This window comes from Streptosporangium sp. 'caverna', from assembly GCF_003203775.1.
Taxonomy (GTDB): domain Bacteria; phylum Actinomycetota; class Actinomycetes; order Streptosporangiales; family Streptosporangiaceae; genus Streptosporangium; species Streptosporangium subroseum.
This window is the reverse complement of the sequence record NZ_CP029711.1, coordinates 2,230,923-2,252,731: the sequence shown is the minus strand read 5'-3', so window position 1 is coordinate 2,252,731 and position 21,809 is coordinate 2,230,923. Positions and strand designations below refer to the sequence as shown.

16 protein-coding genes are annotated in these 21,809 nt (G+C 68.0%); 5 read left to right on the top strand and 11 right to left on the bottom strand.

The window, feature by feature from the left end; genetic code table 11:
* Together DKM19_RS09960 and DKM19_RS09955 are read left to right on the top strand one after the other, a co-directional pair.
* Nucleotides 1–981, top strand: a complete 981-nt coding sequence (locus DKM19_RS09960) for an aldo/keto reductase (RefSeq protein ID WP_110695445.1) — start codon at nt 1–3, stop codon at nt 979–981.
* Between the two features lie 57 nt (nt 982–1,038).
* Nucleotides 1,039–3,375: a beta-glucosidase gene (locus DKM19_RS09955; RefSeq protein WP_110695444.1), complete on the top strand. Its 2,337-nt coding sequence runs from the start codon at nt 1,039–1,041 to the stop codon at nt 3,373–3,375.
* Between the two features lie 218 nt (nt 3,376–3,593).
* Here DKM19_RS09955 and DKM19_RS09950 read toward each other — a convergent pair whose 3' ends face one another.
* The 7 genes from DKM19_RS09950 to DKM19_RS09920 all read right to left on the bottom strand — a co-directional run bounded on the left by DKM19_RS09950 (nt 3,594) and on the right by DKM19_RS09920 (nt 12,116).
* Complete coding sequence (locus DKM19_RS09950) at nt 3,594–5,135, bottom strand: aldehyde dehydrogenase (NADP(+)) (protein WP_110695443.1); 1,542 nt, start codon at nt 5,133–5,135, stop codon at nt 3,594–3,596.
* Complete coding sequence (locus DKM19_RS09945) at nt 5,132–6,025, bottom strand: fumarylacetoacetate hydrolase family protein (protein ID WP_239514178.1); 894 nt, start codon at nt 6,023–6,025, stop codon at nt 5,132–5,134. Before DKM19_RS09945 ends, DKM19_RS09950 begins: the two co-directional genes overlap by 4 nt.
* 67 nt (nt 6,026–6,092) lie before the next feature.
* On the bottom strand, nt 6,093–7,820 hold the full coding sequence (locus DKM19_RS09940; RefSeq protein ID WP_110705609.1) for an IlvD/Edd family dehydratase: 1,728 nt from the start codon (nt 7,818–7,820) through the stop codon (nt 6,093–6,095).
* 5 nt (nt 7,821–7,825) lie between these two features.
* Nucleotides 7,826–8,611, bottom strand: a complete 786-nt coding sequence (locus DKM19_RS09935) for an SDR family NAD(P)-dependent oxidoreductase (protein ID WP_110695442.1) — start codon at nt 8,609–8,611, stop codon at nt 7,826–7,828.
* 34 nt (nt 8,612–8,645) lie between these two features.
* The gene (locus tag DKM19_RS09930) at nt 8,646–9,752 is read right to left on the bottom strand and encodes an alcohol dehydrogenase catalytic domain-containing protein (RefSeq protein WP_204358731.1); all 1,107 of its coding nucleotides are present in this window, start codon (nt 9,750–9,752) and stop codon (nt 8,646–8,648) included.
* Between the two features lie 798 nt (nt 9,753–10,550).
* A complete protein-coding gene (locus DKM19_RS09925) occupies nt 10,551–10,937 on the bottom strand; it encodes a hypothetical protein (protein WP_162641390.1) in 387 nt (128 codons plus the stop codon).
* Between the two features lie 222 nt (nt 10,938–11,159).
* Nucleotides 11,160–12,116, bottom strand: coding sequence for a helix-turn-helix domain-containing protein (locus DKM19_RS09920; RefSeq protein ID WP_110695440.1), 957 nt, complete (start codon nt 12,114–12,116; stop codon nt 11,160–11,162).
* A gap of 446 nt (nt 12,117–12,562) precedes the next feature.
* Here DKM19_RS09920 and ligA point away from each other — a divergent pair, with 446 nt between their 5' ends.
* Nucleotides 12,563–14,659: an NAD-dependent DNA ligase LigA gene (ligA, locus tag DKM19_RS09915; RefSeq protein ID WP_110705607.1), complete on the top strand. Its 2,097-nt coding sequence runs from the start codon at nt 12,563–12,565 to the stop codon at nt 14,657–14,659.
* 496 nt (nt 14,660–15,155) lie between these two features.
* On the opposite strand, the gene DKM19_RS49360 is transcribed toward ligA, so the two are convergent.
* The 4 genes from DKM19_RS49360 to DKM19_RS52485 all read right to left on the bottom strand — a co-directional run bounded on the left by DKM19_RS49360 (nt 15,156) and on the right by DKM19_RS52485 (nt 18,934).
* The gene (locus DKM19_RS49360) at nt 15,156–15,701 is read right to left on the bottom strand and encodes a hypothetical protein (protein WP_162641389.1); all 546 of its coding nucleotides are present in this window, start codon (nt 15,699–15,701) and stop codon (nt 15,156–15,158) included.
* A 263-nt stretch (nt 15,702–15,964) separates the two neighbouring features.
* Nucleotides 15,965–17,944, bottom strand: coding sequence for a LamG-like jellyroll fold domain-containing protein (locus tag DKM19_RS09910; RefSeq protein ID WP_110695439.1), 1,980 nt, complete (start codon nt 17,942–17,944; stop codon nt 15,965–15,967).
* A gap of 72 nt (nt 17,945–18,016) precedes the next feature.
* Nucleotides 18,017–18,412: a hypothetical protein gene (locus DKM19_RS09905; RefSeq protein WP_110695438.1), complete on the bottom strand. Its 396-nt coding sequence runs from the start codon at nt 18,410–18,412 to the stop codon at nt 18,017–18,019.
* Between the two features lie 396 nt (nt 18,413–18,808).
* The gene (locus DKM19_RS52485; protein WP_255415511.1) at nt 18,809–18,934 is read right to left on the bottom strand and encodes a hypothetical protein; all 126 of its coding nucleotides are present in this window, start codon (nt 18,932–18,934) and stop codon (nt 18,809–18,811) included.
* Between the two features lie 118 nt (nt 18,935–19,052).
* On the opposite strand from DKM19_RS52485, the gene DKM19_RS09900 reads away from it, so the two are divergent.
* Nucleotides 19,053–19,526 carry a BRCT domain-containing protein gene (locus DKM19_RS09900; RefSeq protein WP_239514177.1) on the top strand — a complete coding sequence of 158 codons (474 nt, stop codon included), beginning with the start codon at nt 19,053–19,055 and terminating at the stop codon, nt 19,524–19,526.
* Between the two features lie 183 nt (nt 19,527–19,709).
* On the top strand, nt 19,710–21,797 hold the full coding sequence (locus DKM19_RS09895; protein WP_110695437.1) for a DUF4132 domain-containing protein: 2,088 nt from the start codon (nt 19,710–19,712) through the stop codon (nt 21,795–21,797).
* Nucleotides 21,798–21,809 lie beyond the last annotated feature (12 nt).

The following is a 21,809-nucleotide window of genomic DNA, read 5'->3' as shown; positions in this document are numbered from 1 at the left end:
ATGACCGATGACCACACGCGCGACGTGTCGCCCGACCCGGCGGAGCGCCGCGCGTTCGGCCGCACCGGGCTCACCGTGACCCCCATCTGCATCGGGACCAGCCCCCTGGCGAGCATGCCCGCGCTGTACGGCTACGCGGTCGGCCAGGACAGGGCGGAGGCGACGGTCGAGGCCGTGCTCGACGGCCCGTTCAACTTCCTCGACACGTCGAACAACTACGGCGGCGGCAGCGCCGAGCTGCGCATCGGCGCCGTCCTGCGCCGCCGCGGCGGGATCCCCGACGGGTTCGTCCTGGCCACCAAGGCCGACCCCGACCCGGACAGTGGCGACTTCTCCGGCGAGCGCGTGCGTCGCTCGGTGGAGGAGAGCCTCGAACGGCTCGGCGTCGACCACGTGCCGATGATGTACCTGCACGACCCGGAGTACCACGTCACCTTCGAGGAGGCGATGGCCCCGGGCGGACCGGTCGAGGCGCTGGTCGCGCTCCGCGACGCCGGCGTCGTCGGCCACCTCGGGGTCGCCGGCGGCCCCGTGGAGCTGATGCGGCGGTTCATCGGGACCGGAGTGTTCGAGGCGGTGATCAACCACAACCGCTGGACCCTGGTGAACCGTGAAGCCGGCCCGCTGCTCGACGAGGCCGTCGCGCGGGGGGTCGCCTTCGTCAACGGCGCGCCGTACGGCGGGGGCATGCTGGTCAAGGGCCCGGACGCCCAGCCTCGCTACGCCTACCGGGACACCGACGAGTCCGTCAGGGAAGCGGTCCGGTCGATGCAGCGGGTGTGCGCCGCCCACGACGTGCCCCTGGCCGCCGCCGCGCTGCAGTTCTCGCTGCGCGACCCCCGGGTGACGTCGACCATCGTCGGCGTCTCGGAACCCGCGCGGATCAGGACCACCCTCGATCTCGCCACCACCCCGATCGCCCCCGAGCTGTGGGACGAGCTCGACCGGCACGCACCGTCGTCCGGGGGGTGGCTGGACTGATGCCGCCGACGGCCGTGCAAGCGATTCCAACGACAGACGGAGAAGAAGACCGTGGCTATGAGCACTGACACCCCGGTGGAGGTCTGGAGGGACGCCGGCGTCCCCGACGAGGACCGCGTCGAGGCCCTGATGGCCAGGATGAGCCTGGCCGAGAAGGTCGCGCAGCTCTACGGCGTCTGGGTGGGCATCGACGACGGCGACGGTGAGATGGCCCCGCACCAGCACGAGTTCACGTCGCTGCCGGTCGGGTGGGACGAGCTCGTCCAGAACGGCATCGGTCAGCTGACCCGGCCGTTCGGCACCAAGCCCGTCGACGTCCTGACCGGGGCGACCACGCTCGCGGGCGCCCAGCGTTCGATCGCCGCGGCGGGACGGTGGGGCGTTCCCGCGCTGGTGCACGAGGAGTGCCTGACCGGCCTCGCCGCCTGGAAGGCCACCGTCTACCCGTCGCCGTTGTGCTGGGGTGCCAGCTTCGACCCGGACCTGGTCGAGCGGATGGGGGCGCAGATCGGCGCCACCATGCGGCGGCTCGGGATCCACCAGGGCCTCGCCCCGGTCGTGGACGTCGCCCGCGACCTGCGGTGGGGCCGCGTCGAGGAGACCATCGGCGAGGACCCCGTCCTCGTCGGCACGATCGGCAGCGCGTACGTCCGCGGAGTGCAGTCCGCGGGTGTGATCGCCACCCTGAAGCACTTCGTGGGTTACTCGGCCTCCAAGGCGGGCCGGAACCTGGCCCCCGTTTCGGTGGGCCGCCGGGAGATCGCCGACGTGCTGCTGCCTCCGTTCGAGATGGCGCTGCGGGCCGGGGTCGGCTCGGTGATGAACTCCTACACCGACATCGACGGCGTTCCGGTCGCGGCCGACCCCACTCTGCTCACCGATCTGCTCCGCGACACCTACGGTTTCACCGGCACCGTCGTGGCCGACTACTTCTCCGTCGCCTTCCTCCAGACCCTCCACAACGTGGCCGGGTCCCCCGGCGACGCGGCCAGGCTGGCGCTGACGGCGGGAATCGACGTGGAGCTGCCCACGGTCAACGCCTACGGCCCGCCGCTGATCGAGGCGATCGACCGCGGCGAGGTCGACGTCGCTCTCGTCGACCGCGCGCTGCGTCGCGTGCTCCTGCAGAAGGTCCGGCTGGGCCTGCTCGACGAGGAGTGGACGCCCGAGCCCGCCGTTCTGGAGGAGACGGACGACGCCGTGCTGGACGGCGAGTCCCAGCGTGCCCTCGCGGGCGAGCTGGCCCGCCGTTCCGTCGTCCTGCTCCGCAACACCGGCTCGCTGCCGCTGGCGGCGGGCCTGCGCCTGGCCGTGGTCGGGCCCCGGGCCGACACCCCGCAGGCCATGATGGGCTGCTACTCGTTCCCGATGCACGTCGGCGTGCACCACCCCGACGTGCCCATGGGCATCGAGGTGCCGACCCTGGTCGAGGCGCTGCGCGCCGACCCCGCCCGCTATGACGTGCGCTACGAGCAGGGTGTGCCCGTCCTCGGCGGCGACGACGAGGGCATCGCCGCGGCCGTCGCCGCGGCGGCGGACGCCGACGTCTGCGTGGCCGTGCTCGGCGACCAGGCGGGCCTGTTCGGGCGAGGCACCTCCGGAGAGGGCTGCGACGCCGCGAGCCTGCGCCTGCCCGGGCGGCAGGAGGAACTGCTGGAGGCCGTGCTGGCCACCGGCGTCCCGGTCGTCCTGGTGCTTCTGGTCGGCCGGCCGTACGAGCTGGCCCGGCAGGTCGACCGCCTGGCGGCCGTCGTGTGTGGGTTCTTCCCCGGTGAGGAGGGCGCGCGGGCTCTGGCCGACGTGCTGTCCGGCCGGGCCGATCCGGCGGGACGGCTCCCGGTGAGCTTTCCCGGCGACGGCGGCAACCAACCCTCCACCTACCTGGCCGCGCCGCTGAGCCGGCGCAGCGAGGTGAGCTCGGTGGACCCCACTCCGCTGTTCCCGTTCGGCCACGGACTGTCGTACACCCCGATCACGTGGAAGGACGTCGTCGCCGGCGCGGAGGCGACGTGGCCGACCGACGGCACCTTCGACGTGCGGGTGACACTCCACAACGGCGCGGCCGGCCCGGTGTCGGATGTCGTGCAGGTCTACCTTCACGACCCGGTCGCCGAGGTCGCCCGCCCGGTGCAGTCGCTGCTGACGGCCCACCGGGTCGATCTGGAGCCGGGTGAGACGCGCGAGGTCACGATCACGCTGCATGCCGACCAGACCTCCTACACCGGAGCGTCCGGACGGCGGCAGGTCGACCCGGGCGCGGTCGAGCTGCGGGTCGGCGCGTCGAGCGCGGACATCAGGGAGACCATCTCCGTCTCCATGACCGGGCCGCGGCGCCAGGTCGGTTTCGACCGGGTCATGGAGGCGACCGTCACCTCCGGGGCGGCCGAGGACTGACAGCGGTCCGTCGGCGCCGGCCACGGGCGGCGCCGACAGGATCGGTACCACAAGACGGCGAGGGCGGCCCGGGAGATCCCGGGCCGCCCTCGCTGCGCATTGTTCGCCGTGGCGTTGTTCGCCGCGCGTTGTTCGCTGTGACGTTGTTCGCTGTGACGTTGTTCGCTGTGACGTTGTTCGCCGTGACGTTGTTCGCCGTGACGTTGTTCGCTGTGACGTTATTCGCTGTGGGTGAGGACGCCGTCGACACGGCGGATGAGTCCCGCGGAGGCGGCCGGGGCATCGCGAAGCTCGTCCGGCAGCAGTTCCTGCGGAACGTTCTGCAGGCTGATCGGGCGCAGCCAGCGGCGGATCGCCGTGGTGCCGACGCTGGTGTGCAGCACGCTGGTGGTAGCCGGGTACGGCCCGCCGTGGTGCATGCCCCAGGCCACCGCCACACCGGTCGGGAAGCCGTTCCACACGACACGTCCGACCGTGCCGGACAGCTGCGCGAGAAGCCGGGCCGACAGATCGCCGTCCGCCGCGTCCGCGTGGACCGTCCCGGTGAGAGCCGGGCCGAAGGTCTCGAGGAGCCGGAGAAGATGATCCTCGGAGGTGTACTCGACGGCCACCAGGACCGGCCCGAAGCACTCCTCGAGCAGCGCGCCCGTCACGGCGCCGGCGTCCGCGTGCAGCAGCAGCGGCGTGCCGGTCCAGCCGCCGCCCTCGCCGGTCTCCTCGCCGCCGGCGAGCACCCGGACGCCGTCCATGCCGCGCAGGGTCTCCGCGCCGCGGCGGTAGGCGTCGGCCGTCCGCTCGCTGAGCATGAAGCCGGCGGGCAGGGCGCCGACGTGCTCCGCCAGCGAGCGGCGGATCGCCTCGCCGTGCGCGCCGGCGGGAAGCAGTGCCATGCCCGGCTTCGTACAGAACTGCCCGACACCGAGCGTGAAGGAGGCCGCGAGCCCCGCGGCGATCTCCTCGCCGCGCGACGCGGCGGCCTCGGGGCACACGACGAGCGTGTTGAGCGCGCCCAGCTCGCCGTAGAAGGGGATCGGCGACGGCCGGGACGACGCGACGTCGAACAACGTGCGCCCGGCGCCGAGGGAGCCGGTGAACCCGACGGCCTGGACGGCCGGATGCCTGACCAGGCCGACGCCCGCCTCTCGCCCCCAGACCAGGGTGATCACGTCCGGGGTGACACCGGCCGCCCTGGCGCCCGCGGCGAGCGCCTCGTGGCTGAGCACCGACGTCGCCGGGTGCGCCTCGTGCACCTTGGCGATGACCGGGCAGCCCGCGCTCAGGGCCGAGGCGGTGTCGCCACCGGGTACGGAGAAGGCGAACGGGAAGTTGCTCGCCCCGAACACCGCGACGGGTCCGAGCGGGACCAGCATCCGGCGCAGGTCCGGCCGTGGTCCCATCGGGGTCTCCCCCGCGTGGTCGATGGTCGCCTCAAGATAGGCGCCGTCCTCCGCCACGTCGGCGAACAACTCGAGCTGGTAGCACGTCCTGGTCAGCTCGCCGTTGAGCCGCTGCTCTCCCAGGGCGGTCTCACGGTCGGCCACCGCGACCAGGTCGGCCCGGCGTTCCTCAAGCGAGCGCGCCATCGATCGGAGCAGCCGGGCGCGTCCCGCGCGCCCCAGCCCGGCGAGCTCCCGCGCGGCCACGGCCGCTCGCGCGCAGAGGTCGTCGAGATCGGCGGGTGACGTCTCGGCGCCGACCCGCTCGACGTCACGCCCCGTCCTCGGATCGGCACTGGCGAAACCGTGGACGTTCTCGATCATGACCGATCCCCCTCGGATGGCTTCTCGCCGTGCGGGGCCCCCCGCACGACCGTGTTGCGCAACACTCCGACGCCCTCGATGCCGATCTCGACGGTGTCGCCGTCCGTGAGCGTGAACGGCGCCGGAGGCACGAGGCACGTGCCGGTCGACAGGATGACCCCGTCCGGATGGACGTCACCGCGCATCAGGTACGACACCAGCTCGTCGAGGCGCCGGCGCAGCCTCGCGGTGCTCGCCTCGCCGCTCCACTCCCGCCTGCCCTCCCTGTCGATCGTCATCTCGATCTTGAGGTCGTACGGATCCTCGATCTCCCAGGCCGGCCTGATCCAGGGGCCGAGACCACAGGCGCCGAAATAGATCTTGGCCTGGGGCAGGTAGAGGGGGTTCTCCCCTTCGATGCTGCGTGAGGACACGTCGTTGCACACCGTGTAGCCGACGATCTCCCCGAAGCGGTTCACCACCAGCGCCAGCTCGGGCTCCGGCACGTCCACCACCGAGTCGGCGCGGACGCCCAGGCTGCCGTCCGGGCCGACGACCCGCCACGGGACCGACTTGAAGAACAGCTCCGGCCGCTCGGCGTCGTAGACCAGCTCGTAGACGGTCGCGGCGCGCTCGCTCTCCTCGACTCTCGCCTCACGCGACGTCTCGTACGTGACGCCCGCCGCCCACACCTCGGTCGTGCCGTCGACCGGCGCGAGGAGATCGACCTCCCCGAGGGGCACCCGGGCTCCGAGCGAGCCGCCGGTCAGCCGCTCCCGCAGGTCGGCGAGCGGCGAGGCCCAGAGTTCGGCGAGTGACCGCACGCCCGTGAGTTCGGCGACGCCGTCGTCGTCGTACAGGCCCACCCGCGGCTCCGCGGAATCTCGCATGCGGTATCTGACGATGTTCACGGTCGCTCCCTGGTGCTGAATGCCGATGTGTTGGCGGTGAGTTCCGGCTCGGCGCCGTCCGCGGACGTCAGTGCGACTCGCGCGGGACCTCGCTTCCGCGGCTGCCCCGCAGGAACCCGAAGTCCACGCCGCCTTCGGCCTGCAGGACGTGCTCGCGGTACAGCCACCGGTATCCGCCCGCCTCGTCCGTGGCGGGCGGGCTCCACTCGGCGCGCCGCCGGGCAAGCTCCTCGTCGTCCACGTGCAACGTCAACCGCCTGGCCGGCACGTCGAGCTCGATGCGGTCACCGGTGCGGACCAGAGCCAGCGGGCCGCCGACGGCCGCCTCGGGCGAGACGTGCAGCACGACCGTACCGAATCCGGTGCCGCTCATCCGCCCGTCGCTGATGCGCACCATGTCGCTGACACCCTCGCGCAGGAGCTTCGTGGGCAGCGGCACGTTGGCCACCTCGGGCATGCCCGGGTACCCCTTCGGCCCGGCGCCCCGGATGACCAGCACGTCGTCCGGTGTGACGTCGAGATCCTCGTCGTCGCACACCGCGTGGTAGGCCTCGGGCGAGTCGAACACCAGCGCCCTGCCCTCGTGGTGCATCAGGGACGGCGACGCGGCCGACTGCTTGATGACAGCGCCGTTCGGGCAGAGATTGCCGCGCAGGATCGCGGTGCCGGTACCGGACGGCAGCAGCGGCTCGGCCATCGGGCGGATCACCTCGGTGTTCCAGCATTCCGCGCCCGCGACGTTCTCCCCGACGGCGCGGCCGGTGACCGTGACGGCCTCGGAGTGGAGCAGGCCCGCCTCGTCGAGCTGGCGCATGACGACCGGCAGGCCGCCCGCGTAGCAGAAGTCCTCCATCAGGAACCGGCCGGACGGCATGAGGTCGACGATGGTCGGCACGTCCCGCACGAGAGTGTCGAAGTCGTCGAGGGGCAGGTCGACGCCGAGCCGTCCCGCCAGCGCGGTCAGGTGAATGATCGCGTTGGTGGACCCGCCGATGGCGGCGTTGGTCCTGATCGCGTTCTCGAACGCCTCCCGGGTGAGGATCGTGCTCGGGCGCAGGTCCTGCTCGACCATGTCCACGATCCGCCGCCCGGCCTCCTGCGCGACCTCCATGCGGCGCATGTCGACGGCGGGCCAGGTCGCCGACCCGGGAAGCTGCATGCCGAGCGCCTCGGCCACGCAGGCCATCGTCGAGGCGGTGCCCATCGTCATGCAGTGCCCGTTCGAACGTGCCATGCAGCCCTCTGCGGCGTAGCCCTCCTCCACGGTCATCCGTCCGGCCTTGATCTCGGCCTCGAACTTCCACACGTGGGTGCCCGAACCGACGTCGCGGCCCTGGAACTTGCCGTTGAGCATCGGCCCGCCGGTCACCATCACGGCCGGGAGGTCGACGCTGGCCGCGCCCATGAGCAGCCCCGGCGTGGTCTTGTCGCAACCGGACAGCAGGACCACGCCGTCCAGCGGGTTGGCCCGGATGAGTTCCTCGGCCGCCATGGCGAGCATGTTGCGATACAGCATCGCCGTCGGGCGCATCAGCGTCTCGCCGGTGGCCGGGACGGGGAACACCAGCGGGAACCCGCCGGCCTGCCAGACGCCGCGCTTGACCGCGTCCGCCACCCGGTCCAGATGCGAGTTGCACGGCGCGAGCTCCGACCAGGTGCTCGCGATGCCGATGACGGGACGGCCGTCGAAGACCTCCGGCCCGAACCCCTGGTTGCGCATCCAGGACCGGTACAGCATGCCGGAACGCCCCTCGGCGGCGAACCAGTGCGCGCTGCGCCGTTCAGGTCCTGTCATGTCGTTCACATCCATCCCCCGTCGACGATCCACTTCTGGCCGGTGCACATGGCGCTGTCGTCGGCCGCCAGCCACAACACCATCCGCGCCACGTCGGCCGGCGTGATGTTGTCCTTCAGCGACTGGACCTGGTCGAGTTTCGCCAGCGTCTCGGGTGTGACGAACTGCGCGAGCTGCCGCTCGGTGAAAATCCAGCCTGGTATGAGGCAGTTGACCCGGATTCGATCCGGGCCGAGCTCGCGGGCCAGCGTACGGGTGAGGCCCTCGATGCCGGCTTTGGCCGTCACGTACGCGGGCAGGCCGACGAAGTCGGTGTGCGCGCTGACCGAGCCCAGGTTGATGACCGAGCCTCCGCCGAGCGCGCGCATGCCGGGCACCACCGCCTGGGTCGCGAAGAAGTGGTGCTTCAGGTTCACCGCGATCGCGTTGTCCCAGTAGGCCTCGTCCACCGCCTGCGAGTCGTGGCGCTCGTCGTTGGCGGCGTTGTTCACGAGGATCGAGATGGGCCCGAGCCCGTCCGCCACCTCCGCGATCGCCGCCCGCAGCCGGGCGATGTCGCGGACGTCGGCCTCGACGAACAGCGGTTTCGGGCAGTCCGTACGGCTGAGCCGGTCGAGCAGCCGCTCCGCGCCCGCTGCGTCGATGTCGGCGAAGCCGACCCGGACGCCCTGCGCGGCCAGCGCGGAGACGAACTCCGCGCCCAGACCGGTCGAACCGCCGCTGACGAAGGCGACCCGGTCGCGCAGGCTCGGATAGACGGCGTAGCGATGCTCGTCCTGTGTGACGGTCACTGCGACTCCCGGAGCAGGATGATTTGTGTGGCGGTCACTGCGACTCCCAGGGCAGGACGATGCCCCGGCCGACCGAACCGTGGGTCAGGTCGTCGAAGGCCTCGTTGATGTGATCCAGCGGATACCGCCGGCCGATGAGCGCGTCCAGCGGAAGGCGTCCGGCGAGATAGAGGTCGAACAGCCTGGGCAGGTCGATGAGCGGGTTGGCCGAGCCGTACAGGCTGCCGACCACTCGCTTCTCGCGCTGCACGAGCACGTTGAGGGGCACTTCGAACGTCGTGCCGACCGCGCCGAGGCCGACCGCCACGAGCGTTCCGCCCGGGCGGAGCACGTCGATCGCCGTCTCCAGCGTGGCGGGGCGGCCGATCGCCTCGATCGCCCACTCCATGCCGCCGGGACGGATCGCCCGGAGGGCCTCGGCGACGTCTTCCCCGGACGCGTCGACGGTGTGCGTGGCGCCCAGTTTCGCCGCCATCTCCAGGCGCTCGGGCACGACGTCGACGACGACGATCGGATTCGCGCCTTCGAGGACCGCTCCAAGGACGCTCGACAGCCCGACGCCGCCCGCGCCGAAGATCACGATGCCGTCGCCCGCGCACCTGCCCACGACGTTCAGCACGGCGCCGACGCCGGTGACGACGGCGCACCCGGAGATCGCGGCGATCTCGGCCGGCACCTCCGCCGGTACGGGCACCAGGGCGCGCTCGGAGACGACGCAGTATTCGGCGAAGCAGGAGACGCCGAGCAGGTGATGGACCCGTTCCCCGCCGGAGTGCAGGCGCGTGGTCCCGTCGAGAAGGCCGCCCGAGCTCGCCTGGATGCCGGCCGCCTCGCACAGCGCGGGCCGCCCGACGAGGCAGTAGCGGCACTGCCCGCATCGGGGCCGCCACATCAGGCCGACACGGTCCCCGGGCGAGAACCGGGTGACGCCCGGCCCGACGGCCTCGACCACACCGGCGCCCTCGTGCCCGGGGACGACCGGCAGCGGGCACCGCAGATCCCCGGTGAGATAGTGCTGGTCGCTGTGACAGACACCGGCCGCCTCGACCCGGACGAGGACCTCTTCCGCGTGTGGCTCGTCGAGCCCGACGTCGCTGATGACAAGGGGTGTACCGAAATGTTTCAGCAGCGCGGCTCTCATCCGACCCATCCGTCCCCGACCGCCGTCGCCGCAGCCGCAGGACCAGGCACTCCGCCCTCGCCGGCGGCCTGCGCTCAGGCCATGAACTCGATCGCTGCCACGCTAGGTGTTACGAACAGATGTCGTCAATAGTTTCAGAAACATTCGGAAGTTTAGATGATCAAAATGGTAAATCCGAGCATCCACATCGCGCGCCAGATACCCGCGACGAGGGGCACGGTCATAGCCATTGACCTGTGACTATGCTGCTATCAGCCGTTGCCGAAAGTTTCGAAATCTCATGAGGAAACGATCGTAAAACGTCAACCGGTCTGGTGCCGACCTATGAGGGGCCACCGCACGATGGGCCCCCGTCTGGGCCGCGTCTCTGGAGCACAGGCCGAGCCGGTCGGTGACCGCGCGAAGCGTGGAGCCGAAGCTCGACTGGCTGGCGATTATCTGTAGCCGTCAAACCTTTTCCCTGGTCAGCCGCATGCTTGAGCCGCAGGTACGTAAGGCATGTGATGGTGTTCGGTTCCCCTGTGCCCTGGTGGGGGTGGTGTGTGGCAGAGCGCCTGAGGTCAGCACCACCCCGTCCCGACACCCCCGGAAGGAGACCACCCAGGCCCGTGGAACCCGCCACCCGACGCGACGGTCGGGCCGCCAACACGGCCACCCGCAGAAAAACAAAGTGGGCTTTGGCCGCGTAGCGGCCAAAGCCCACTTATGAAGAATCGAGACTATGTCTGGTTCTCGACCAGGTCAGCTCATAACCCGCTGAACCAGGACCGGCTGGCGCCGAAGTTGGGCAGGAGCCGATCAGCCGCAGTGGAATCGAATCTCGTTGGACCCCTTGACCTTAAGAACACCGCCGACCGTCACCCCGTTGATGAGTGTGCGCCAGGTCTGCGTTCCCCAACCGGCGCAGTTGAATCTGATGAAGGTGTCGTAGCCCTGGTGTGCGGTTACCGGGCCCGCGACCTCCTCCCAGCGCCAGCCGCTCCACCGCTGGATCCAGAGGCCGGCGGTCGACGCGCTGGGGCAGCCGGTCAGGCTGCCGTAGCCGGTGATGACGTTTCCGCTCCAGGAGGTGAGACCGATCTGCTGCTCGCACGCCATGGCGTTGGCCGGCGGCGCGACCGCCACGGTCGTGCCGAGAATTGTCCCGGCCGCGAGTAATGCCGCGGCAATTTTGCGACGAGTCATTCTTATTCCCTTCCGCGCTCTGATGTACTGTGCTGCGCTATTTGATGGAGACCGAAAGCTCGAGACCCTCATTCGGCAGCGGTCTCGGGCCTTTCGGCCGGGGCTCACACTCTCGAATGGCCCACTCCGATCAGCGCAATTCGGATGTTATGAAGATGATGGATCTCCGAGGTGCCGGTCCCATTGACGCTGCGCGTAGAGCCCTTGACCGTCGGCGCACTCCTAAGACTCGGCGTGCTGGCGGCGGTAGTCACCGGGCGGGACACCGAACGTCTGCTTGAACGCCCGGCTGAACGCCGTCGCGTCCGGAAACCCCCAGTGCGCGCCGATCGCGTGCACCGGGCGCCCGGAGAGTTCCGCGTCGCGCAGGTCACGGCGGCATCGATCGAGGCGGCGCTCGCGGATCCACCCGGCGACGGTCAGCCCCTGGTCCCGGAACAACAGGTGGAGGTAGCGCACGGAGATGTTGTGCGCCGCGGCGACGGCCGGCGGCGACAGCGCCGGGTCCGAAAGCCGTTTCTCGATGAAGTCGAGGATTCTCGGCTTCAGCAGTCGTTGCCCGGCATCCCGGGTGGTGTCGTCCTCGTCCAGATGACCGGCCAGCGTGGACGCGACGAGGTCGATGACCACGGTCGTGAGCCGCTTTCCGTCGGCCGGGCGGTATTCCTCGGCGGAGTGCATCAGCTGCCGGGCGACGTTCACCATGAGCGAGCCCATGCCCTTGCCGATGGGAAGGGGCCGCGCCACAACGGCGCTCAGCGCCCGCGACTTCGGCAGTTCCGATCGGGGAACCTGGACGATGAGGTGCTCCACCGGCTCCTGGTTGGCGACCACACCCGGCCGCGAGGTGTCGATCACCACGAAATGACCGCTGTCGACGTCGGCTTCCCGATCGACGTGGCTGACGCCGAGCTTTCCGCGCAACGGCATCGTCACGTAGTAGAGGTCGGGATCGGACCCCCGGATCAGACGGGCGGTGCGCGTCGCCCGCAACGGTGGATAGGCCACGGTGGAGATCTGTACGGCACCGAGATCGAGCACACTGACCGTGGCGGCGAAGTCGTCCACGCTGTCGCTGGTCACGGCGGTGCTGATGAGTGCTTTGGACGTCATCTCATGCCAGGCCGCGAAGCGCAGTTCATGAGAAACGTCGGTGGTGCGGAAACGGGCCACGAACACAACTGTCTCCCCGATAAAGCAGCGACTTCTGTCGATTCACACGGGAGCCCGTATGCGGGTCCGGGTTAATCGCGCAGCCTGACATCACTCACTAAAGATTGATGACTATGATCTTGACAATCTATAAGGTTCGAGGAAGCGCAGAGAAAGCGCCTCAGAAGGTCGCATTCCAGCACGTCCGAAGGATGTGGCGTAGCCGAGGAAAATCCCGGCCCGGCAGCCAGTGATCTTCTCGAAGGCACCAACGCGCTGGCGCCGTACCCCCGTCGAACACAGACTGTTCGTCTCAAGATTGATGTCATCGCCAACCGGACTCTGGCGATGGGCCGGCGCGACGGACCACCCGGCGTGGTCCTCGTCGGCGGCCGCGCTCAGGAGGGATGCTCCGGCTCGGGGTCGCGTTCTGCGGGCCGGAAATTGTCGGTGGCGAACGCGATGATGGGATCATGACCGACGCACCCCCCAGCGCTCTCCTTGCTGATCAGAGCGCCTATACCGAAGCCGTTCAGCTCGCTCTGGACGCCGCCGCCGCCTATTACGGAGACGGCACCTCCACGCTGGACGACGACGCCTACGACCGGTTGGTCCGGGGCATCCAGGCGTATGAGGCCGAGCATCCCGAGCAGGTGCTGCCGTCCTCGCCGACGGGCAAGGTGGCCGGTGGCGCGGTGGTCGGCGACGTGCCGCACACGGTGCCGATGCTGAGCCTGGACAACGTCTTCAGCGCGGAGAAACTGGTCGACTGGGCCGCGTCACTGGAGCGCAGGCTGGGCCGTCCGGTGACCGCGTGGAGCGTGGAGCCGAAGCTCGACGGGCTGGCGATCGCCGCACGCTATCGCGACGGGCGGCTGGCGCAGCTGGTCACCCGGGGCGACGGCACCAAGGGCGAGGACGTGAGTCACGCGATCGGCACCATCGTGGGACTGCCCGCCAGGCTGGCCGAGCCGGTCACGGTGGAGTTGCGCGGCGAGGTGATGATGACCACCTCGCAGTTCGAGGCCGCGTGCGCCAAGCGCCAGGCGCACGACGGCACCACGTTCGCCAACCCGCGCAGCGCCGCCGCCGGCACGCTGCGCGCCCAGGACCGGCCGTACGTGTGCGAGCTGACGTTCTTCGGCTACGGCGCGCTGCCCGCCCCCGACGACGCCTCCGAGCAGGCCGCGCGGCTGCGCGAGCTGCCACACAGCGAGGTCATGGCATGGGTCGCCGGCCAGGGCGTGCAGACCACCGCCGTCACCGACGTCGGCGGGATCGTCGCCACCACCCTGGAGCAGGTCCAGGAGCGCATCGAGCAGATCGCCGCCAAACGCGCCGAGCTGGCCTTCGGCATCGACGGCATCGTGATCAAGTGTGACCTCGCCGCCGACCAGGCGCAGGCCGGCTTCAGCTCGCGCGCCCCCCGCTGGGCGATCGCCTACAAGCTGCCCGCCACCGAAAAGATCACCAAACTGCTCGGCGTCGAGTGGAACGTCGGCCGCAGCGGCATCATCGCCCCGCGCGCCGTGCTGGAGCCGGTCGAGATCGACGGCAGCACCATCACCTACGCCACCTTGCACAACGCCTCCGACATAGGACGCCGGGGCCTGATGCTCGGCGATTCCGTGGTCGTCTACAAGGCCGGCGACGTGATCCCCCGGGTCGAGGCCCCGGTCGTGCACCTGCGCACCGGCAAGGAGGAGCCGATCCCGATCCCGCAGGTCTGCCCGCTGTGCGGCGATGCGATCGACGCCTCCCAGGAGCGGTGGCGATGCGTGCGCGGGCGCGCCTGCCGGGTGATCGCCTCCATCGGCTACGCCGCCGGCCGCGACCAGCTCGACATCGAGGGCCTGGCCGAGAAACGCATCCGGCAGATGCTGGACGCCGGGCTGATCGCCGACTTCGCCGACCTGTTCTTCCTGACCCGCGAGCAGGTGCTGGGCCTGGAGCGGATGGGCGAGACCAGCACCGACAACCTGCTAGCCGCCATCGAACGGGCCAAGGCACAACCGCTCAGCAGAGTGTTCTGCGCGCTGGGCGTACGCGGCACCGGCCGCGCCATGAGCCGCCGCATCGCCAAGCACTTCGGCAGCATGGACGCCATCCGCGCCGCCGACGCCGAGGCGATCGAGGCGGTGCCGGGCCTCGGCTCGGGGAAGGCGCCGGTGGTGGTGACGGAGCTGGTCGGACTCAGCGATCTCATCGACAAGCTGATCAGGGCCGGGGTCAACATGACCCACCCGAACTGGACGCCCCCCGCCGCTCCTGACGCCGAGGCCAAGGCCGACCCCGACGCGGAGGCGAGCGACACGTCCAAGGGACCGCTGGCCGGGATGTCCGTCGTGGTCACCGGCGCGATGAGCGGGGCGTTGGAGGCGCTCACCCGCAACCAGATGAACGAGCTGATCGAACGCGCCGGAGGCAGATCCTCCTCCAGCGTCTCAGCGAAGACGTCGCTGCTGGTGGCCGGGGAGAACGCGGGGTCCAAGCGAGCTAAGGCTGAAACTCTCGGCGTACACATTGTCACCCCCGACAACTTCGCCGCCCAAATATCCGCCTTTTTATGATCGTACCTTTCTGGGCCCAAACGACAGTGGCTACGCGTGGCTGCGCAGCTACTGTCCGGGCGCCGTCAGCGGCTCCTCATAAACTCGTTATAGATGGATAATCACCCTCGACCTCTGATTGCTGGCCCCGGTCGGCACTTGAACCTGGCCGGAGAAGTCGACGAGGCGCACGGTCAAGACGTTTTCACTATTGGTTAGGGTCTGGTCCAGCCCTGGGGTCTCCTCAGCCGGAGTACATCAGACCTCAATCAATTAGACGGTTTAAGCGCCCATCGCCTATGGCACTCAGTTCTACGTCTTCAGACGAACGCCGAACTCGCGATCATGCTGTCACCGGCAGACGTCTGCCAGAGGATGAAAAGGGTTCCGTATATGCCGTGTCGAGCAGGGGCGCGTGCGAGGTGGCCCGGAACTGCAGGTCGGAGACACCTTTCCGATATGAACGGCCACCTTTTCAAGCGCGCGCGATGGAAGCGTGAGTTAACGAATCAGAACACTAGGGCATCTTGCACAGCAGCCCCTGTGAGGAGAAAAATTCCCGGTCGTAGAACCGTCCAGTGATTCTACCCATAATGATCAGTTGCTGCTCGAGCTCTTCTTCTACCGGGATATGGTGAGAAGAATCGAAATCCTCCCAATATGGGGCATATTCGAGAACGTCGAAGAAGTCAGCATCGGATTTACCGTCGTAGGTATAGGCTAGAGGATAGATTTCCTCGATTCCTCCGATATATGCGAGCTCGAAAACACGCTGGCGATTGAGACTAAGAGTGTCTGGGCATGGACCTGCCCCGCTCAGAGTAAGAATATGGGACCATCCAGGCGCATGTTGGGCTATCCAGAACCATTGCGTCCCGGGGCTAGGATCACATAAGCGCACAGCGGTCTGTAAATCGCATATCGTTTTTGCTTCTGGTGCGACTTCGAGGCGCATGGCCACGGCATTGATGCCTTCGATGCTGACCCATGTCGCAAAGAACGAATCATAAAGCCTATTCTCAACCAGAAGATCTTTCTGTCCTTCGGTAGGGAAAATTTTCACGTAGAGAGCCCCATTCAGTTCAGCTCATTTTTTAAGAGGCGAGCAGGGTGGGAATCGGATTATACAATCCCCACCCCGCCGATCGCAACGGTTGGCATCTAGGAGTGTTTAAAAAGTCCATGCTCCGCTGTGCGCGCATTCAGATGGCGCCTCGCCGCATTGTCGTCGCCCGTAACTCCGCTACGAGCTTCTCCTCCGCCTTGCGATGCATTCAATCTGGATCCGCGCTCACGACGGGTAGCACTTTTTAAACGCTTCCTAACTTAGTCCTCGGTGAGCACCCAGAACTTGTTTCCTTCTCCCACGCGGAAGTCCGCAAAGAACTTCCAGATTTGGGTTCCGTGCAGCCTGTTTTGTGTAGTATCTACTACGCGCAGAGAATAGTTTCCCTTAGCTCTTTTGGCTCCTTCCATTGAGTTGGCGAATGGGTATTCGTCGCAGCTCAGGTCCCTTCTGTAAGGCAATACTAGGGGCTTGTCCGGATTTGGGTACTTCGATCGCTCATAGTACTTGCACGTGTTTATATTATAGGGTTTATTGACGTTGGCGAGTAGCCAGTGATTCTCCTCGATAGCTCCCTGATCCATATGCAGATCGATCCGCTGGAAATGCAACCGGTTCTCGGCGCTAGTTACAACCTCTGGGCCTCGAGTCAGCGGCGCGCCTGCCGGGTTGTTCGCTCCGGGGGCACCCCAATTTCCGGGTATTGCTTTGTTCTGCTCGTTGCCTAGAATCTTGCGTGTGGGCGGGTATGACGGCTTCGTCCAATCATGGCCTGGCCTGAGTGGAGGGAAGGTTCCCTTGTTATCGGCGTTCAGCGCGGCTCTGATGTGCCTGGTGACCTCCGGCCAATCTGTATCTCTGCTCTCGGACATGACGAATACTTGCTTGGCTCGCGTGTTGACACAGGCATACTTGCGATCCGCGACGTCCGGATCGTTGTCGCCAAAAATCCTCCAGTCGCACCGGAAGTTGGGCACCCAGCGTTTATTCTCGCCCGGGTCACTGCCTTTACGGAGTATGCCGATAAGCTTGCCGCGCTCATCGAATACTTTCTGGCTGTACAGCGGGATGTTCATAAAATTACCAGGGCCATTGGCATGCAGGCTGATCTGGGGGATGAATGAGCATATCGTATTGTGCGTGGGAGAGCCTTCGGCTTGGATCAGAAAATTCTCGTCCGAATTGGTGACCCACCCCGAGACATCCCGGGGCCCCCCTGGGTCACCGGTGTCACAGTCGCCCTCGTCCTTCGCGTCGGCTTCGACAAGCATATCCAGGTAAAGGCCCCTCAGCTTATTTCCGGGAACCTTGACGCGCCCGTCCTTGTCGACGATAGCGAATTCGTCGAGACGGGTGAACATCTTCATGTCGTGCGGTTTTACGCCGGTTACCCCGCCGTTCACAACTCCGGTCCCGGTTTCGTTGCCCAGATAGCTGTGAGCCACCCAGGTGGCGCGGAATCGGAGAGTGTCGTCGTTCTGGACCGCGATCGCGGCATCTGCCACGCTCTTTGCCAGCGCCGCCCAAACCGAGCCCAGCTTAAACGCCCGCTTCTTTATCCTGTTACCGTTGTCGTCTTCTTCTTCTACATAATGCTGGATGTAGAGGTAGGCAGACCAGCACGAGGAGTAGGGACGCTCCTGGATGCGGGCGTCATATTCGGCATAGCCAGTTTCGCCGGGGCTGGCTATGCAGTTCTCCAGCTTAGGGTGCTGATAATCGAATCCCCCGGCTTGAGTCGCAGCCGGGATCGGCCCGGCTTTCTTCTGAACCGTGGGTGCAGCCGCAAGCGTGGCCGTGGCCGTGGCCGAAGCGATCATGCCCGTGACATCAGCGGCGCTCAAGGGCCGCTGGTAGACCCATGTTTCGTCGAGGTCACCGAGAATGTTGGTGCCCAGTGTCATGACGGTGGCGGCGTTCCAGGCGGGAAAGCCAACCGGGGCGGTGCCGATTTGGACACCGTTGAGGTACAGCGAAGCGGTCTTGGCTTCCGCGTCGTAGACGCCTGCCAGGTGGAACCACTCGCCGACCGGTGCTTCGACGTCGGACTGCACGCCCTGGACGGTGGCGTCGGCGGTGTCGGCGCTGGTGAGGGTGAACACCAGGCCGCGGTCGGGGGTGTTGCCGAGCCGGAAGGGCGCCTGGTGGGTGCCCCTCTGCTCGGCGACGGTGTAGTCGCCGTCCTTGTCGCTCCAGCGCAGCCAGGCGGCGGCGGTGAAGCTCTGGTCGGTGCGGATCACCGGTCCGGCGGTCTGGGCCAGGGGTTCTTCGCCGGGCTGGGTGACGTCAATGGTGACCTGCTGCCAGTCCGACTAGGGCGAGGATGCCTGCTCGGTGACCGCGCGCAGGCGCCAGCGCACCTTCCACCCGTCGGCCAGCGTGTCGGCCGGGATGGCGATGCTCGCCTGGGTGCCGGCCGGGACGTTGTCGGCGCTGCCGGTCCAGATCTGGCCGGTGCCCTGTTCGGTGGGTGCGGCCGGGTCGTGCTCGATCTCGGCCTCGGCGCGCAGTGCTTGACCGGTCGGGTGGGTGAGGGTGGCCTTCAGCGTGGGGGTGAGCGTGGTGGTCACCGTCACGCCGTCCACCACCTTCGACGGGGTGACGGTCAGGCCGGTGGCGGTGGGCTTGGGCAGGCCGATGGTGAAGGACTGCCAGTTTGACCAGGCGGAGGCGGCGGTGGCCGAGACCGCGCGGGCCCGCCAGCGCACCTTCCATCGTCGGCCCGGAGGAGTTCGCCGGCCTCGTCGGCCCGTTCATCTGACCAGGACCGGAGTCGTCTCATCCGATCGGCGAGCTCGAATTAGCCGTGTGGCAATCTCCTCGTAGAGGCCTACGCGAGGCGATCGGGCCGGTGGTGGCCATCGGCCCGGACGCGGTAACGGGTCGATGGCCACACCGGCCCTGGACGTCAGCAGTTCCAAGGCTCGCTTGCTGGACCGATGCCGATGGGCGCGCCATCAGAAATGGACGATATGACCAAGCCCCGCATCCAGCTATACCCATGGTCCTTCTGGTCCTGGAGCAATGAGGGTCAGTACGCCAAGCAAGTCGAGCTACAACGCGAACTCGCCCTCAAGGCATCGCGGCTACGGCCCGCACGACGTCTACCGGTTGCGGGCCGTACGCGAACCGGCGAACGCCGGGTCGGCGATCCGCGGTGTCGGCTTCAGACCGCACCGGGCGACCTCGGCGACCGTGTCCTGGCCCCGGTCGCCGAGGTCGCCAGTCAAGACGGCGTTCTTGACGCCTTCGCAACGGTCGATAGAGTGCTGGACCGGCACTTCCGCGACTTAAATGAGAGCGCACCAGCTGAAGCTCATGATCATCCCTTGGTTCAGAGAAGGCAGCATGGACGCCATCCGCGCCGCCGACGCCGAGGCGATCGAGGCGGTGCCGGGCCTCGGCTCGGGGAAGGCGCCGGTGGTGGTGACGGAGCTGGTCGGACTCAGCGATCTCATCGACAAGCTGATCAGGGCCGGGGTCAACATGACCCACCCGAACTGGACGCCCCCCGCCGCTCCTGACGCCGAGGCCAAGGCCGACCCCGACGCGGAGGCGAGCGACACGTCCAAGGGACCGCTGGCCGGGATGTCCGTCGTGGTCACCGGCGCGATGAGCGGGGCGTTGGAGGCGCTGACCCGCAACCAGATGAACGAGCTGATCGAGCGCGCCGGAGGCAGATCCTCCTCCAGCGTCTCGGCGAAGACGTCGCTGCTGGTGGCCGGGGAGAAAGCGGGCTCCAAGCGGGCCAAGGCCGAGAGCCTGGGCGTGCGGATCGTCGGCCCGGAGGAGTTCGCCGGCCTCGTCGGCCCGTTCATCTGACCAGAACCGGAGCCATGCCATCTGATCGACGAACTCGAACCAGCCACGCGGCAATCGCCTCGCAGAGACCTTCGCGAGGCGATTGGGCCGATCACCGCATCGGCCTGGATGCGGTGACGGTTCGGCAGCCGTCACCGACCCGTTCATCACCCGCCAGATCCACCCCTGACAGGAACCATCGGAATGAACCTCTCCCCCCTCGCGCAGCGCCTGCACAATCTGATCACCGGGACCGCGGATGACCCCGCCTACTGGCCCGAGGCCTCCCAGCTGAGCGCCGGGCTGGGCGCGGCGATCCGGACCGTCGACGGCGGCTTGATATTCGCACCGTACGTGGTCGACGAGCAGCGGCTGGCCGTGGCGGCCCGCGAGCTGGTCGGATTCCTGATGCCGGACGGAGAAAGACTGTACGCATCCCCCTTCGTGCTGCTGGTGGCGGCGGGACTGGCGGGCATGGACGCCGAAGTGAGCGCCCGGCTCGCCGAGGGGTGCGGGCCGATCGCGGTAGCCGAGATGGACGTGCTTCTCGGCTGGGACGTGGAGCGGCGGGCGCTGTTCGCCGAGGCGGTACGGCCACGGCCAGACCATGTCGCCCCGCTGCTCGGCGTGATCGAGTGGCTTGGTGGCCAGCCCGGCTACCCGGACTTCGCCCGGACGGCTCTGAAGGCGGCCGAGGCCCGCGTCGCGGCGATCCACGCCGGAGAGATTCCCTACAGCGCGGAGAAGGCGTTCGAGGTCAGCGAGAAGACGACCCTCGGCCGGGCCGTCCGGCTGGCGCTCTTCCGGGACGAGCCCTGGCTGCCCGAGCTGCTGGACAATCTGGTACGCGGGATCGCGGTGGCTCCCACCCCGGCCAAGACCCTGCCCTCCCAGGCACTGTTGTTCGAGATTGCCCGCGCGGCGGAGGACTACCCGACCCCCGAGGCGATCACCGCGCTGCGCACCGCTCGCCGGATCACCCGGCACGCGGGGGTGCCCAAGGAACTGGACCGCAAGTTCAAGCGCATCGAGCCCGCCCTGGCCAACCGGCTGGAGGTGGCGTTCCGGCTACCCGACGGGCGGCTGCGCCAGGCCGTCGGCGAGCACACGGCGGTGATCTCAACCGACGGCAAGGTCGAGCTGTCATGGTGGCACGGCGACAAGAAGCTGAAGGCGGTCCCGGCGGCGGTCAAACGGGAGCACCCCGATGAGGTCAAGCGGCTGCGCGAGCTGGCCAAGCAGACCGCGCAGCAACAGGCCACCCTGGCCAGAGCGCTGGAGGCCGGATACACCGGTGAGCCGACTCCGCCGTACCGGCAGCTTGAAGGTCACGCGATCACCGACCGGCTGCTCTGGGAGTTCGAGGTCGCGCCCGGAGTATGGCGGGCCGAACTGGGGTTGAGCGTGCCGGACGTGCCGGTGCGGCTGTGGCATCCGGCGCGCGCGTCCGTGGAGGAGGTGCGCGCCTGGCGGGAGGTCGTGGAGGGCAAGGAGCTGCGTCAGCCGTTCAAGCAGGCCTTCCGCGAGGTCTACCTGCTCACCCCCGCCGAGGAGACGACCGGGACCTACTCCAACCGGTTCGCCAGGCACGTGGTGGACTACCGCAAACTACGCGCGCTGCTTAAAGACCGCGGCTGGAAGTCCCACTACCTGGGGTCTTGGGATGGCGGCCACAACGACGGGGCGGCTCAGCGAGTACTGGCGGGCGGGCAGTGGCGGGCGACACTGAGCCACGGTCTGTACGAGGAGGGCTACGCGCTCACCGACGAGATCCGCTTCCACAGGCTGGCCGGGGGCACCTGGCACGAGGCGCCGTTGAGGGAGGTCCCGGCGCTGGTCTTCAGCGAGGCCATGCGGGACGTCGACCTTTTCGTGGCTGTCACCTCGATCATGACCGACCCCCAGTGGGCCGACCAGGGACCGGACCAGATGCAGGACTACTGGCGGACCGGCTCGTTCGCCGCGCTGACGTCCTCCGCCGAAGTGCGACGCGACGCGCTGTCGCGCCTGATCGGCCGTACGGCCATCGCCGACCGGTGCACGTTGACCGACCGCTTCCTGGTGGTCCGGGGCGATCTACGCACCTACAAGATTCATCTGGGATCGGCGAACATCCTGATGGAACCCAACGACGCCTACCTGTGCATCGTCTCCGGACGCGATCCTCATGCCGGGCTGTTCCTTCCCTTCGAGGAGGACGGCCGGTTGGCGCTCATCCTCAGCAAGGCCTTCCTGCTGGCGAACGACACCGCCATCACCGACCCCTCCATCACCCGCCAGATCCGGGCTTGACACACACGGGAA

Coding starts and splice junctions, on each gene's coding strand:
- DKM19_RS09960 (WP_110695445.1), top strand. CDS start 1: ATGACCGATGACCACACGCGCGACGTGTCGCCCGACCCGGCGGAGCGC.
- DKM19_RS09955 (WP_110695444.1), top strand. CDS start 1,039: ATGAGCACTGACACCCCGGTGGAGGTCTGGAGGGACGCCGGCGTCCCC.
- DKM19_RS09950 (WP_110695443.1), bottom strand. CDS start 5,135: ATGATCGAGAACGTCCACGGTTTCGCCAGTGCCGATCCGAGGACGGGG.
- DKM19_RS09940 (WP_110705609.1), bottom strand. CDS start 7,820: ATGACAGGACCTGAACGGCGCAGCGCGCACTGGTTCGCCGCCGAGGGG.
- DKM19_RS09930 (WP_204358731.1), bottom strand. CDS start 9,752: ATGAGAGCCGCGCTGCTGAAACATTTCGGTACACCCCTTGTCATCAGC.
- DKM19_RS09925 (WP_162641390.1), bottom strand. CDS start 10,937: ATGACTCGTCGCAAAATTGCCGCGGCATTACTCGCGGCCGGGACAATT.
- ligA (WP_110705607.1), top strand. CDS start 12,563: ATGACCGACGCACCCCCCAGCGCTCTCCTTGCTGATCAGAGCGCCTAT.
- DKM19_RS09900 (WP_239514177.1), top strand. CDS start 19,053: ATGGACGCCATCCGCGCCGCCGACGCCGAGGCGATCGAGGCGGTGCCG.
- DKM19_RS09895 (WP_110695437.1), top strand. CDS start 19,710: ATGAACCTCTCCCCCCTCGCGCAGCGCCTGCACAATCTGATCACCGGG.